At 66.7% G+C, this 13,641-nt stretch carries 12 protein-coding genes; 1 reads left to right on the top strand and 11 read right to left on the bottom strand.

The features are described 5' to 3' along the window. Positions 1-13: 13 nt before the first annotated feature. The 11 genes from BMF89_RS00855 to BMF89_RS00805 are packed head-to-tail and all read right to left on the bottom strand — an operon-like array spanning position 14 to position 13,087. Complete coding sequence (locus tag BMF89_RS00855) at positions 14-1,249, bottom strand: cytochrome P450 (RefSeq protein WP_078105198.1); 1,236 nt, start codon at positions 1,247-1,249, stop codon at positions 14-16. Further along, on the bottom strand, positions 1,246-2,961 hold the full coding sequence (locus tag BMF89_RS00850) for an FAD-dependent oxidoreductase (RefSeq protein WP_078105197.1): 1,716 nt from the start codon (positions 2,959-2,961) through the stop codon (positions 1,246-1,248). The genes BMF89_RS00855 and BMF89_RS00850 overlap by 4 nt, the downstream gene beginning before the upstream one ends. 16 nt (positions 2,962-2,977) lie before the next feature. Further along, positions 2,978-4,078, bottom strand: coding sequence for an ABC transporter permease (locus tag BMF89_RS00845; RefSeq protein WP_078105196.1), 1,101 nt, complete (start codon positions 4,076-4,078; stop codon positions 2,978-2,980). Beyond that, positions 4,078-5,187: an ABC transporter permease gene (locus tag BMF89_RS00840; protein WP_078105195.1), complete on the bottom strand. Its 1,110-nt coding sequence runs from the start codon at positions 5,185-5,187 to the stop codon at positions 4,078-4,080. The genes BMF89_RS00845 and BMF89_RS00840 overlap by 1 nt, the downstream gene beginning before the upstream one ends. Next, positions 5,184-6,122, bottom strand: a complete 939-nt coding sequence (locus BMF89_RS00835) for an ATP-binding cassette domain-containing protein (RefSeq protein WP_078105194.1) — start codon at positions 6,120-6,122, stop codon at positions 5,184-5,186. Before BMF89_RS00835 ends, BMF89_RS00840 begins: the two co-directional genes overlap by 4 nt. Further along, positions 6,115-7,410, bottom strand: a complete 1,296-nt coding sequence (locus BMF89_RS00830; protein ID WP_078105193.1) for a VWA domain-containing protein — start codon at positions 7,408-7,410, stop codon at positions 6,115-6,117. Before BMF89_RS00830 ends, BMF89_RS00835 begins: the two co-directional genes overlap by 8 nt. Continuing rightward, complete coding sequence (locus tag BMF89_RS00825; protein ID WP_078105192.1) at positions 7,403-8,350, bottom strand: MoxR family ATPase; 948 nt, start codon at positions 8,348-8,350, stop codon at positions 7,403-7,405. The genes BMF89_RS00830 and BMF89_RS00825 overlap by 8 nt, the downstream gene beginning before the upstream one ends. After that, positions 8,334-9,254, bottom strand: a complete 921-nt coding sequence (locus tag BMF89_RS00820) for an XdhC family protein (RefSeq protein WP_253190637.1) — start codon at positions 9,252-9,254, stop codon at positions 8,334-8,336. The genes BMF89_RS00825 and BMF89_RS00820 overlap by 17 nt, the downstream gene beginning before the upstream one ends. A 22-nt stretch (positions 9,255-9,276) precedes the next feature. Continuing rightward, a complete protein-coding gene (locus BMF89_RS00815; protein WP_078105190.1) occupies positions 9,277-11,670 on the bottom strand; it encodes an aerobic carbon-monoxide dehydrogenase large subunit in 2,394 nt (797 codons plus the stop codon). Further along, a complete protein-coding gene (locus tag BMF89_RS00810) occupies positions 11,667-12,203 on the bottom strand; it encodes a (2Fe-2S)-binding protein (protein ID WP_078105189.1) in 537 nt (178 codons plus the stop codon). Before BMF89_RS00810 ends, BMF89_RS00815 begins: the two co-directional genes overlap by 4 nt. Positions 12,204-12,208: 5 nt before the next feature. Then, complete coding sequence (locus BMF89_RS00805) at positions 12,209-13,087, bottom strand: xanthine dehydrogenase family protein subunit M (RefSeq protein ID WP_078105188.1); 879 nt, start codon at positions 13,085-13,087, stop codon at positions 12,209-12,211. Between the two features lie 214 nt (positions 13,088-13,301). Between BMF89_RS00805 and BMF89_RS00800 the strand changes: the two genes are divergently transcribed. Next, entirely contained in the window at positions 13,302-13,628 is a 327-nt protein-coding gene (locus BMF89_RS00800; protein ID WP_139359498.1) for a YciI family protein, read from the top strand. The last annotated feature ends 13 nt before the right edge of the window (positions 13,629-13,641 follow it).

Raw genomic sequence — 13,641 nt, 5'->3', positions numbered from 1 at the left:
ACGGCGCGGGGGCCTAGCGCCGCGCCACGACGCCGTCGATGTCGATCGGCAGGTGCGAAGGCCCGCGCAGGAACGGGCTTGGCCGGTAGCTCGGCGGATCCTCCACGAGCCGCGGGTTCTCGAGCCTGCGGGCAAATGCCGTGAGTGCGGTCTGCGCCTCGAGTCGCGCGAGGGGGGCGCCAAAGCAGAGGTGGATCCCGCCGCCAAAGCCCAGATGCTGGTTGTCGCGCCGCTCCGGGATGAACTCGTCGGGGTCGGCGACGTGGGCGGGGTCGCGGTTTCCCGCGGCCAGGAGCAGGGTGATCGAGGAGCCCGCCGTGATAGTCGTTCCGCCGATGTCGATATCGTCGAGGGCTGTGCGGAACGGAATGAAATGGACCGGCGGCTCGTAGCGCAGCAGCTCCTCGACCATCGGGATGGCCAGGTCCGGGTCGTTTCGCAGCCTCTGAAGTTCGTGCGGGTGGCGAAGCAGGGTGAGGATCCCGTTGGAAATGAGGTTCACCGTGGTTTCGTGTCCGGCAATGAGCAGGAGAAGTCCGGTGCTGACCAGCTGATCGGCAGGCATGCGGCCTTCAGGGCCGTCATCGGTGGCAAGCGCAGAGAGCAGGTCGTTTCCCGGGGCCTGGCGGTGGGCTTCCACCAGTTCTTCCATGAAGGCCCTTAGTTCCTTGCCGGCTTCCGCCCTCTTCTTCTGTTGCGTTTCCGGGTCGAGCCCGGGGTCGGTAGATTGCAGGGCGACTTCCACCCAGGCCCGGAACCGGTGTTCGTCTCCGGGGGCTACGCCGAGAAGCTCGCAGATGATGGTGACGGGCAACGGGTATGCCAGTTCATCCACGATGTCAACGCTGGTCCGGCCCTCCATCTTGTCGATCAGGTCCGTGACGATGTCCGTCATCCTTGGCTCCATCCCGGCGACGCGGCCCGGCGTCGTGGGTGGGCCGAAGTGTCGCATGGTGATTCGCCGGAACTTGTCATGGTCGGGCGGGTCCATGCTCAAGAACGTCGGAGACATGCCGGGGCCGTCTCCGTTCTCTCCGGCTGCCGCCGCGGCTGCGACCGGGTTGTGGCTGAAGTCGGAACTCACCCGGGGGTCATGCAGGAGCGAAGCGATCTCTGCGTAGCCGCTGGCAACATACGCGCCGTCCTGAAGCCTGGCCACGGGCGTCCGGCGGAGCTCAGCGTATAGCGGGTAGGGATTGGCCCTGTGTGAGTAGTCGAGGATCTGTTCCCAAATGTTGTCCACGGTCATGGTGACCCCTCCTTTGTCCTCGCGGCGCTTTCCGCCGGTCTGCGTGACGGTGTTTCGCCGGCGGCGGGGTTGGTCAGCCTCGCCCGGCGTTCATTCGGATCGTGTCCGGTGACGACGACGGTGGCGTCCTGCGTGGGGCTGGGGGCGGCTTTGAACCCTGCCGGCACGGGATCGGCATGGGCTGCTTCGTCGATGTGGTGGAATGACGGCGGGAACGGGGCTGCTTGCTCGATCAGCGGTTCGTAGAAGTCGAGCCACTTGTTCTGGTTGAAGGCGACCGCCGCCACGATGCGGCCCTTGTATCCGTAGACGGCCAGGAATCGCCGCTGGGCCACCGACCCTTGGACGATGGCGACCTCGTCGGCGGCCGAAGGCACTCCCACGCTTTTGATCTCGGTGCCGAATTGAACCGACCAGAATTTCGGCACCGCCAAGTGCGGCCACCGTTCGGTCTCCCGGCTGACCATGTTGTGCGCGGCGACTTCGGCCTGCGAGATGGCGTTGCCCCAATGCTCGACGGCGAGGTATTGATATCCGTACATCGGCTGCGGTGCGCGCGCTATGTCGCCGGCGACGAAGACGTCGTCGGTGACCAGTCCGTTCGCGTCGAAGGCGCGGCAGCCGGCGTCGCACGCGACGCCCCACACTCCGCATGCCAATCCGGAATCCGCGAGCCATTCGACATTGCGAACGGAACCCAGCGCGGCCACCGCGACGTCGACTTCAAGGGTTGTTCCGTCCGACAGGACGGCACGGCGCAGCTGTCCCGTGGCATCGCCTTCAAGGGACGTGACCCGGACACCGCAGCGCAAATCCACGCCGTTCTCGAGTTGCAGTTCGCCGGCTATTGCGCCGATTGTGCCTCCCAAGGCAGCGACGAGCGGAGCCGGACCAGCCTCGGCGACGGTGACCTGCAGGCCCAGTTCGCGGCACACGGAAGCGACTTCGCAACCTATGAATCCGGCGCCGATGACCAACACCCGACGGGGATGGCCTGCGAGGAGGTGGCGCAGGGTGGCGGAGTCCTCCTGGGTGCGCAACGTCAGCACTCCTGCAAGGGCGGCCTCCGCCGTGTTGGGCCAGGGACGGGAGCGCAGGCCGGTGGCAATCAGCAACTTGTCGAAGCCGATCCGGTTGCCGTCGGCGAGTTGGACCTGCTTGGTCGCCAGATTGAGGCTGGTCGCGGCCACGCCCAGCCGCCAGGTGGCGCCGATGTCCCGGCGCTGGGGCAGTGAAGTGTCCGCCGACTGGAATGCCCCTGCCAGGAGCTGTTTCGACAGCGGCGGCCGGTCGTAGGGTTCGTGCGGTTCCTCGCCGATCAACGTCAGGGAGCCCGTGAAGCCCTCCTCACGCAGCGCCTCTGCGGCGTGGAGTCCCGTCAGTGAGGCTCCGACGATGACGATCCGTCCGGTTTTCTTGAAGGCGCCTCCGTTGTTGAGCACGGGGTCGGACATTCCGGGCCGCGTGCTTGTTTGGTAAGCCCTGTCCGGACCGGCCCGTCCATCGAGGGTGCCCGGGACGGGCGGCTGTTCGAACCGGATGGCCTGGACCGGACATGCAGCGGCAGCGCGCCGGACCTTCGTGCCCTGTGCGTCGTCGGGATCCGGGTCGTACGTGAGCGCCTCGTCTCCCTGGATCGTGAAGACATCCGGGGCAAGAAAAGCGCACTGGGCGTAACCCTGGCATTTCGTGAGATCGACGACGATCCTCATGCCGAGTTTCTCCTTCCTAGTAATCGACGAGCCGCCGTCTAAGGGACACCGTCCCTAACGCGAGCCCGACGGCGGCTGTCCCCATGAGCACCGCGAAGTCGCGGCCCAGGTTGTCGGTCGACTGGTAAAAGATCGCCGCCTCGAGCGCGTCCACGCCGTAGAAGGTCGGGGTGAAGTGCGCTATGGCCTGGATCCATCCGGGCAGGAACGCTGCAACACTGATGCCTCCGCTGAGGAAGAACAGGTAGATCGATAGGTTGATTCCGGCCCCGGCGACGGCTGAGAAGCGCCGCAGCGCACCTCCCAGGGCAGTGCCGAGCCCCGAGGCCGCCAGCGCGATCAGCCCGATCGCGGCCAGCGCCGGCAACCAATACCAGCCGGCAGGCCGGAGGACCCCGAAGGCGAACGACAAGACCAGCACCACCGCCGCCACAAGCATCGTCGTGACCCAGCACGCCAGGATTTTGCCGATGATCAAGGTGCCGCGGGCGATCGGCGAGAGCAAAAGGGCCTTGATGGTCAGATCCTCGAACTCACGGGCGGCGGCCAGTCCGCCGTTCACGATGCCCATGATCGTGAGCAGGAGCACCAGGATCGGCACGAGCTGGAACTGGACCAGGTCGACGTCGTGCGGCCTCAAGTCAGATTCGGCGACGCCCACCATGATCGGCGTGTCCGGCTGGCCGGCATAGAAGGTGGTAATCGCAGCGGGAACCGAGCGGCGCAGATCGTTGGTGAAGTCGAGGTTCAGGTTGTTGATCTGCACGCTGACGGGGTCGGGCCGCTGTGCCCGGTAGTCGTCGTCGAACGTGGCCGGCACGGTAATGACCGCCGCAACCTGAAGGGTGTCCAGCAGGTGTGTGGCTTCAACGGGGTCCGCACGCTGGACGCGGAAGGCATCCGAGTTCTCGAGGATCGAGACGAGTCGTTGAGCCTGCGGTCCGCTGTCCTCCACCACCAGCGCCACCGGGTTGCGGCCCACCGCACCGGCCACCACGAAGATGATCAGCATGAACGCGACAGGCGGCAGCAGGCTGGCCAGAATCGCCGACGGCGTCCGGAACCAGGTCAGGATGTCTTTCGCCGCAATGGCGAGCGCGGCACGTCCGGCGGCCATTAGTGCCTCGCCCCCCGCCGGCCGAACACGAAAGCCGCGCACCCGATGGCCACCACGGTGAACGCTGCCAGCACGATCGCGTCGACAGCCAGGCCTTGCGGAGCAGTCTGGTAACCGTGGAAGGCGTGCTGGAAGGCCGCGATCGCATACGTGAGGGGCGATATCGCGGCGATCGCGCCCGGGATGGCACCCAGCCAGTTCGCCGGCCCGAACGGTCCGCTCAAGAAGAACAGGGGAAGGACAGCCGCGATCGACAGGGGGATTGCCTGCTGTCTCCTACGGACCAGCGTCCCGACAAGGACACCGAGGGCGAGGAAGGTCGCAAGAATCAGGAGTCCGAAGCCCACTACTTCAAGGGGATGGAGCGGGCGGACTCCGATAAAGAGGACCACGACGGCGAGTAGCAGCAGCGCGGACGCCGAGGCGAGGACTGCGGCACCAAGTACCTTGCCCACACCGATGGTCAGACGGCTCACAGGCGCCAGCGCGAGTTCCTTGATGGTCCCGAGCTCGTAGTCGCGCGCCGTATTGACGCTGCCCTGCAGTTGGGACGCGAGCATCAGGCCGGCAACCATGATGCTCACGGCGAGGTAGGGAATGTAGCCGGTGTCCTGGGCCTGCACATCGGACTCGCGGGCTGTCACCACCACCTGCTCGGGGAAGGCATCCGCGTAGAAGGACGTGATGGACAGCGGAACGGCCCGCCGGATGTCGTTCGTGAAGTCGACGTTCAAGTTGTTGACTTCCACCGGAATCTCGATGCGCTCTCTGGCGGCGAGGGCGGCGTCGAACCCTTGCGGCACGGTCACGACGGCGACAATGCCGCCGGAGCGGATCTCCCGTTCTGCATCGGCGGGGGTCGCGGTGTGGATGATGAACGAATGCGCGCCGTCCATGGCCTGGACGAAGCGTTCCGCGAGCGGACCATGGTCATTCATCACCACGGCGATCGGTGCCTGGCCGCCGCTGATCGCGAAGAGCAGGAAGAGAAGCAGGAAGTTGATCGGGATGAGGACGCCGATGATCGCGAACAAGGGTTCCCGGAGGGTCAGGCGGATGTCCGTTGCCGCGACGGCCCGGACCACACGCAGGTCATGGCGGAGGCTCATTCCCGAAGCTCCTTGCCTGTCAGGCTCAGGAAGACCTCGTCGAGGCTCGGCTCCCGGCTCTGGATCTCCTCCAGGCTGGTCCCACCGACGACGGCGGTCACCACCCTGCCGGTGGCATCGGCGCCGCCCTCCACCGTGACCTTCAGCGAGCCGTCGGAAGCAATTGCCGAGACAACGCCGGGGAGCGCGAGGACCGTTCGAACGATCTCCTCCCCGGGCGCAGGATGCGTGCGCATTTCAAGCACCGTGTCACCGAAGCTGCGCCGCAGTTCGGATGGCGAATCGAGCGCTACCAGCCGTCCGCGGTCGATGATGGCCAAGCGATCGCACAAGGCGTTGGCTTCCTCAAGGTAGTTGCTGGTGATGAGTACGGTGGTGCCGTGATCCTTGAGCTCGAGGATCCGGTCCCAGAGGGCATGCCTGCTTTGCACGTCGACGCCGAGGGTCGGTTCGTCGAAGTAGAGCAGCTCGGGTTCGTGGAGCATGGCCCGGACCAATGCGAGCCTTCGCTTCATGCCGCCGGAGAACGTTGAAACGCGGCTCTTCCGGCGTTCCACCAACTGCGCAAGCTCAAGCAGCGACGTGATCTTTCTCTCGAGGCCATGCCTGGGCACGTCGAAGAGGTCGGCATGAAACCGGAGGTTGGCCTGCGCGGTGAGTTCCTCGTACAGGGCGTTCTCCTGCGGCACTGTCCCGAGCGAGCGCCGGATCCCACGCGGATCCTTGAGCAGGTCGACGCCCAGAACCGTGACGTGGCCGGCGCTTGGGCGGCTGAGGCCGCTGATCAGGTCGATGGTGGTCGTTTTGCCTGAGCCGTTGGGTCCGAGGAGGCCGAAAATCTCCCCGCGTTCAACCTGCAGGCTGAGGTCGTCGACGGCGGTGAGGGAACCGAACCGCTTGGTCACGCCAACAAGCTCTATGGCCGCCTCAGTCATGCTTTTCCTTTCCTGAACTGTTCAGTTGCCCTGCGCGGCCGTTTCCGCGGCCCCATGCCGGACGTGACCGCTGCGCGCGGATGGCGGTTGCGGCTTCCGCCAACGCGGCGTAATTGTGGCCGCTGACGAAGGCGTCGCAATAGGGCAGCGCAGCGGCCATGCCACCTGCCAGCGGTTGGAAGTCCGTCCCCGCCTTCCTCGGATTGACCCAGACGATCCGGAAGGCAAGGCGCCGCAGCCTCGCCATCTGGGCGTCCACCAGTTCCGGTGCGTCCTGGGCCCAACCGTCCGAGAGCACCACAACCACCGCACCCCGTGCCAATCCACGGCGTCCATGGCCATCGATGAACCGTTGGAGGCTCTCCGCAAGGCGGGTGCCACCCGCCCAATCCCGGGCGGCGGCGGCTCCCAGCGCCAGGGCTTCGTCAGCGTTGCGGTTCGACAGCTGCCGGGTCAGCCTGGTCAGCCGGGTGGAAAACACGAAAGCTTCGGCCTGGGCCCCGGCTACTGCGCCTTGAAGCAGGGAAAGGAAGACCTGCGTGTACGGTTCCATGGAGCCGGATACATCGCACAGGAACACCAAGCGGCGCGGACGCGGACGACGGCGGGCATAGACAAGGGAGCTCGCGTCACCGCCGCTGCGCCGGGCCGCGCGGATGGTGCGCCGGAGGTCCAGCTTGGCGCCACTGCGGGTCGACTGGCGTGTCCTGCGGCTTCGTCGCTCCGGGGTAGCCAGCATGATGCGCCGCACCAGCTGGCGCACGCGGGCTGTTTCCTCCGGGGTGAGCTCGGCGAAGGACTTCTCATGCAGGTGCTCGTCAGGGGAGGCCATCGCCAGGATTGCCTCGACCCAGGGTGCGTCGGATTCGCCGTTCCCGCCCTCCACGCCGGGGGTGGCGACGGGTGTCCGCGACGACGGGACGCGGCTGCCCGCATGAGCGGATAGTCGTTCGGCGGGAGCAGCCCGGATGTGCTCGGCCGCGCGGACTGCCGGAGGGCTGTTGGCATCGCCGCGGGTGTCCGCTGGATCGAGGATCCCGTCAAACGCGGCAGAGAAGACGGCATCGAATACCGGCAGTTGTTCGTGCGAGGAGACGAGGGCCACCCGGCACGTCCAGTACAGCGGCTCACGCGCGCGAGGGGGAACGAGCCTGAGTGCCTGTGCCAGCCAGGCCGCGCGATCAGGAGAACCCGGCAGCCCGGCACGGCGTAGGGCCGTGCTGAACCCCACCGCCAAAGCCGCGGCATCGACGTGCGCCAGGCCATTCCTGAGCGGGTATTCAGTCATGGCTGCCGGCCACCCACGCCGGGCCGCGTGCCCAGGCCATGTCCAGATCGTCGCGATTCTTCAGGACCGAACCCCAGGTCTGTTTCACCGCGGCCGGGTCCAGCCGTTCCACGCCAAGCACCGTGAGGGCGGCCACCCAGTCGATTGCCTCCGCGATCCCCGGGGGTTTGGCCATGTCCAGGGACCGCAGCCTCGTGATCGCGGCTGCGGTGTCCAAGGCGAGCGGCTCGGCGCTCCCGGGCACCCTGCGCCGCACGATCGCGGCGATGCGCTCGGGCCGGGGGTAGTCAATCCAGTGGTAGAGGCAGCGCCGGGTCAGCGCGTCGTGCAGGTCCCTCGTCCGGTTGGAGGTCAGGACGACGACCGGCGGATGCGTGGCCCGGATAGTGCCCAGCTCCGGGATCGTCACTGCGGCCTCGGCCAGCAGCTCGAAGGTGAAGGCCTCGAACTCAGCGTCCGCCCGGTCGATCTCGTCCAACAGCAGGACGGCCGGGCGCGGCCCGGGATGCTCGATCGCCTTCAGCAGCGGTCGACGCAACAAATACTGTTCCCCGAAAAGATCAGCCTCCTCCACGCGGACGTCCCGGACCTCGGCCAAGCGGATGCCCAGAAGCTGCCGTTGATGGTTCCACTCGTACAGGGCCTCGCCTACATCTATGCCCTCGTAGCACTGCAGACGGTACAGGGGAGTGCCAAGCACCTTGGCCAGGGCCTTCGCCGCCTCGGTCTTCCCGACGCCGGCCTCACCCTCCAACAGGATGGGTTGCGGCAACCGGACGGACAGGAACAAAGCGGTCGCCAGCCCGACGTCGGCAAGGTAGTCGCCGTCGTCGAGGGCGGACATGAGCGCGGAAACATCCGGGACAAGCCGCCGCACCTCGTCTTCCGCGCCCGCGCGCGCCGCTCCGGCGGCGGCGGGGGGTTCACGACGCGGTGGCATAGTGTTCCGGATCGGCGAGGAAGGCCCTCCGGCATCCAGCGGAACAGAAGTAATACGTCGTTCCTGCATACTCGGCGTGCAACGTCGACTCCACAGCTGCGACGCCCATGCCGCAGACGGGATCCACGGCGTCCGCAGGTTCGGCGCTCGCCGGAACCGGATCCGCCGTCGCAGTCTCCGCCGCCGCAGCCTCAGCGGACCTGCCAAGGTGGCGCACGGACACAAGTTCCGCCAGTATCGACAACGCGATTTCGGCAGGTGTCCGGCCGCCCAGCAGCAGGCCCGCCGGGCTGTGCACCTGCGCCCGCTGCTCGTCGTCGACGTCGAGCGAGGCCAGGACGGCCGCGCCGCGTGTGCGGCTCGCGACGAGGGCGACGTACGGTACCCCCAGCCGGAGCGCTGCCTCCAACGCGGGCTCCTCGTCCCGACCCTGGGACGCGACGATGAGGGCGGCGTCGTCGGCCCGCGGCTCAGCAGCGGTTCCGTCGCTGAGTTCCATGTCCAGGTCGAGGATGGCACCCAAGGCAGCCAAAGCCTGCGCCACGGGGGTTGCACCGACCACGACCACCCGGGGAGCGGGCATGTGCGGCTCAAGGAAGATCTCCACCGCGCCGCCGCTGAGGCAGGGGTTGGCGACCTCGACGGCGCCCTCCTCGCGGGTGCGGGACGGTTCGCCGGGAACAACGCGGAGCAACAACGGTTCGTGCTTGGACAACGTCTGCAATCCGTATTCGCGCACGGAAGCCTCGACGCATGTGCCCCCAAGGAACCCGTCGATGTCCCCGTTGGCCAACACCAGGGCGGTGTCCCCGGCATGGGCACTGGTGGGATGCTGCGCGCGCACTACCGTGGCGCGCACAAACGGTTCCCGACGTCCTACCAGTTCCTGAGCCCTCGCGGCCAAGGCTTCTCCATGCAAGGGCATGTCACACCGGTGGCCTGGCCCGGCCCTGCATGGCCTCCCACACCCGGGCCGGCGTGCACGGCATATCCATGTGGGTCACGCCGTACGGCCTCAAGGCATCCACGACGGCGTTGACGATGGCTGGAGGGGATCCGACCGTGGCCGATTCGCCGATGCCCTTGGCACCGATGGGGTGGTGCGGGGACGGTGTGACGGTGAACCCTGTCTCCCAGTCGGGGACTTCCATCGCCGTCGGGATGAGGTAGTCCATGAAGGATCCGCTGAGGCAGTTGCCGTCCTCGTCGAACGCGATGATTTCCATGAGCGCCATCCCGACGCCGTCGGTCAGCCCGCCGTGGACCTGGCCTTCGATGATCATCGGGTTGATCCGGGTTCCGCAGTCGTCCACCGCGATGAAGCGCCGGACCTTGACGTGGCCGGTCCCGGCGTCGACGTCCACCACGCAAATGTAGGCGCCGAACGGGAACGTCAGGTTGGGAGGGTCATAGGTCACCTCCGCGTCCAGGTTGCCGTCGATGCCCTCCGGGAGAGCCACTGTGCCGTGGGCGCCGAACGCGATCTCGGCGATCGTCTTGCCGGCGCTTGGATCGCCTTTCACGAACCAGCGGCCCTTTTCCCACTCAAGGTCCTCGGGCCGCGTCTCAAGCATCGCCGCCGCAATGAACCGCGCCTTATCCCGGACCTTCCGCGCCACCAGCGCCACCGCGCCGCCGCTGACCGGCGTCGAGCGGCTCCCATAGGTGCCCAGGCCGAAGGGCGTTTGGTCGGTGTCGCCGTGGACGACGTCGATGCTCTCCGGCGGGATGCCGAGCTCCTCGGCCACGATCTGGGCGAACGTGGTCTCGTGGCCCTGCCCCTGGCTCTGTACCGAGATCCTGACGACGGCCTTGCCAGTGGGGTGGACGCGGAGTTCGGCGCCGTCGGCCATCCCGAGTCCGACGATGTCGAAGTGCTTGCGGGGCCCGGCGCCGACGGTCTCGGTGAAGAAGGAGACGCCGATGCCCATGAGCTCGCCGCGCTCCCGCTTTTCGCGCTGCTCGCGCCGGAGGTCCTCGTACCCGGCCATCTGCATGGACAACCGCATGGCGGGCTCGTAGTTGCCGGAGTCGTAGACCCAGCCGGTCTTGTTGGCGTACGGGAATTGTTCCGGCTTGATGAAGTTCTTCAGCCGAAGCTCTGCCGGATCCATCTCCAGTTTCCGGGCCAGGATGTCCACCATGCGCTCCACGAGGTAGACAGCTTCCGTCACGCGGAAGGAACAGGCGTAGGCCACACCCCCGGGCGCCTTGTTGGTGTAGACACCCGTGACCTTGCAGTAGGCCGCCTTCAGGTCGTAGCTCCCGGTGAAGATCGAGAAGAAGCCGGCCGGGGTCTTGGTGGGCTGCGCGGTCGCGTTGAAGGCGCCGTGGTCTGCCAGCACACTAGTCCGGACTGCCAGGATCTTGCCTTCCTTGGTGGCTGCGATCTCGCCCTGCATGATGTAGTCGCGGGCGAACGACGTCGACATCAGGTTTTCCGAGCGGTCCTCCACCCATTTGACCGGCTTGCCGGTGACGATCGAGCCGACGACGGCCAGGACGTAGCCGGGATAGATGCCCACCTTGTTGCCGAAGCCCCCGCCGATATCGGGGGAGACGATCCGGATCTTGTGCTCCGGAATGCCGGCGACTATCGCGTACAGCGTCCGGTGGGCATGAGGGGCCTGGGTTGTTTCGTAGAGCGTCAGCCTGCCGTCGATCGGGTCGAAGTCCGCCACGGCACCGCAGGTTTCCATGGGTGCAGGGTGCACTCGCGGGTACACGACCTCCTGGGCGACGACGACGTCGGCGGCGGCGAACACCGCCTCGGTTTCAGCGGCATCGCCGATCTCCCAATCGAAGATCCGGTTGTCCGTCCGGCCCTCGATATCGTCCCGGATGACCGGCGCGCCGGGGTCGAGGGCGTGGCGGGCATCAATCACGGGTGGCAACATGTCGTATTCGACGTCGATCAGCTCGAGGGCGTCCCGGGCGGCGTAGCGGTCCTCGGCGACGACGAAAGCGACCTCCTGGCCCTGGAAGCGGACCTTGTCCGTGACAAGGACTGCCTGCACGTCCGCCGACAGGGTAGGCGCCCACGCGAGGTTGAGGGCCTGCAGGTCCTTGCCGGTGATGACCGCGCGGACCCCGGGATGCGCCAACGCTTCGGACGTGTCTATCGACACCAGGCGGGCATGCGCGACGGGTGCGCGCAGGATGGCTCCGTGCAGCATGCCGGGCAACACGATGTCGTCGAGGTAATTGCCCTTGCCGCGGACGAACCGCGGGTCCTCTTTGCGCTGGAGGCGGCCGAACCCGATCGGGCGGCCCGGGTCTCCGGCCGCCGGGTTGGGTGCATGCTCCTGGACGGTGGTCATGCCGTCACCTCTTCCGCCGTGGTGCCGCCGGCACCGCCGTCGTCCGTCCCAGCGTCAGCCTCCGTGTCCCAACCAGGCGGGTGGGCTGCGGCCCATTGCACCGAGCGGACGATCGTCGCGTACCCGGTGCACCGGCAAATCTGCCCGGAGATGGCTTGGCGGATTTCGGCGTCGTCGGGATGCGGCTTGCGGTCCAGCAGGGCCCTGGCGGTGAGCATCATGCCCGGAGTGCAGAATCCGCATTGCAGGCCGTGTTCCTCCATGAACCCTTGCTGCACGGGATCGAGCGTGCCGCCGACGGCCAGTCCCTCGACGGTCCGGATGTCGTGTCCGTCGGCCATGGCTGCCAGCACGGTGCACGACTTCACCGGTTGTCCATCCATGAGGACCACGCAGGTTCCGCAGTTGCTCGTGTCGCATCCCCAGTGCGTGCCGGTCAATCCAAGGTTTTCGCGGATGAAATGGACCAGCAACACGCGGGGTTCGATCTCCCGGGTCACCTCGTCCCCGTTGACCGCCATGCTGATCTGCATTGCCTTCAGCCTTCCTGTCCACCTGCGGCACGCGCACAAGCACGGCGCAGGACCCTGCGGGTAAGTTCGTCGGCCAGGTGCCGTTTGTAGTCGACCGGCCCACGCTGGTCGTCCACCGGGTGGCATGCGGCGGCTGCGATGCGTGCGGCTTCGACGAACAGCTCTTCATGCGGCTGTTGTCCGAGGAGCACGGCTTCGGCCTCGGGAATAGTGCCGTCCAGTGCGACCGCCGTCAGCCCGATTGCGGCTTCCTCCACCGTGCCGTCTTCGGAGAGGCCGACGGCGGCCCCGGCCGCGACGACTGCCCAGTCACCCACCCGCCGTTCCACCTTTTCGTAGGCGCTGCCCGAGCGCGGGCGGATCGCAAAGCGGACTTCGTACAACAGTTCGTTTTGCGCCACGGCGGTTTCGTAGGGGCCGCGGTGGAAATCCGACATCGGGACGATCCGTTCGCCGTCGGGCCCGCGGATCACGGCCTGGGCGCGCAGAACATCGCAAACGGTAGAGAGGTCTTCCGCCGGATCGGCCTGGCAGAGGGAGCCGCCGATTGTTCCGCGGTTGCGGACCACAGGGTCCGCGATCACCTGCTCGGCGTCGTGAATGATCGGGAAGAGATCGGCGACGTCGGCGGACTCGAGGAGCGCCGTGTGGCGGGTCAATGCTCCCACGCGCAACTCTTCACCCTCCCGGCGGATGAATTCCAGTTCCGCCAGGTCGTTGATGTCGATGAGCCACTCCGGCCGCGCCAGGCGCAGCTTCATCATCGGCAGCAGGCTGTGTCCGCCTGCGATGATGCGCGACTCGGGACCGTGGCGTTCGAGGAGGGCCAGCGCGTTTGCGACGTCACTCGCGCGCTCATAGTCAAATGGAGCCGGAATCTGCATTGTCCACCCCTTAGGGTCAGACGTCCTGCAGCCCGCAGGACGCGAACCTATGATCAGTCTTGCCCCCGTCATTGTGGGTGTCAACATGGTCAAGGGGGCAGGATCACGGCCTTTTTTGCTTGAAGAAAAGAATTTCCGTGGCAGTGTCCTTTTCGCGGGGTCCCGCCCGTCGTCATGGTGTATCAACCGATAAAAAGGAGTCATCGTGGAGTACATGCTTTTCATTTGCAGCGATCCAACAGCGCCGGAATATGTCGCCGCCGAGGACAATATCGAGGAATGGGTGGCCGAGATGGAAACCCGGGGCGTGAGCCGCCACGGTGACCGGCTGCGCCCCGTCGAGGACGCGACCACCGTCACGGTGCGGGCGGGCGAGGTGGTTGTCTCGGACGGCCCGTTCGCGGAGACAAAGGAATGGATTGCCGGATACGACATCATCGCGTGCGCCGATCTCGATGAGGCCATTGAGGTGGCGTCAAAGCATCCCATGGCACGATTCGGCAAGATCGAGATCAGGCCAGTGTGGCCGCTCGGGCTGTAGCGGTACGCCCGGT

This window comes from Arthrobacter sp. SRS-W-1-2016, assembly GCF_002009585.1.
Classification (GTDB): Bacteria; Actinomycetota; Actinomycetes; order Actinomycetales; family Micrococcaceae; genus Arthrobacter; species Arthrobacter bambusae_A.
Note: the sequence above shows the minus strand (reverse complement) of the source record. Positions and strands in the feature narration are given on the sequence as shown.

Coding starts and splice junctions, on each gene's coding strand:
- BMF89_RS00815 (WP_078105190.1), bottom strand. CDS start 11,670: ATGACCACCGTCCAGGAGCATGCACCCAACCCGGCGGCCGGAGACCCG.
- BMF89_RS00800 (WP_139359498.1), top strand. CDS start 13,302: ATGCTTTTCATTTGCAGCGATCCAACAGCGCCGGAATATGTCGCCGCC.
- BMF89_RS00845 (WP_078105196.1), bottom strand. CDS start 4,078: ATGGCCGCCGGACGTGCCGCGCTCGCCATTGCGGCGAAAGACATCCTG.
- BMF89_RS00825 (WP_078105192.1), bottom strand. CDS start 8,350: ATGCCACCGCGTCGTGAACCCCCCGCCGCCGCCGGAGCGGCGCGCGCG.
- BMF89_RS00850 (WP_078105197.1), bottom strand. CDS start 2,961: ATGAGGATCGTCGTCGATCTCACGAAATGCCAGGGTTACGCCCAGTGC.
- BMF89_RS00835 (WP_078105194.1), bottom strand. CDS start 6,122: ATGACTGAGGCGGCCATAGAGCTTGTTGGCGTGACCAAGCGGTTCGGT.
- BMF89_RS00810 (WP_078105189.1), bottom strand. CDS start 12,203: ATGCAGATCAGCATGGCGGTCAACGGGGACGAGGTGACCCGGGAGATC.
- BMF89_RS00855 (WP_078105198.1), bottom strand. CDS start 1,249: ATGACCGTGGACAACATTTGGGAACAGATCCTCGACTACTCACACAGG.
- BMF89_RS00805 (WP_078105188.1), bottom strand. CDS start 13,087: ATGCAGATTCCGGCTCCATTTGACTATGAGCGCGCGAGTGACGTCGCA.
- BMF89_RS00830 (WP_078105193.1), bottom strand. CDS start 7,410: ATGACTGAATACCCGCTCAGGAATGGCCTGGCGCACGTCGATGCCGCG.
- BMF89_RS00840 (WP_078105195.1), bottom strand. CDS start 5,187: ATGAGCCTCCGCCATGACCTGCGTGTGGTCCGGGCCGTCGCGGCAACG.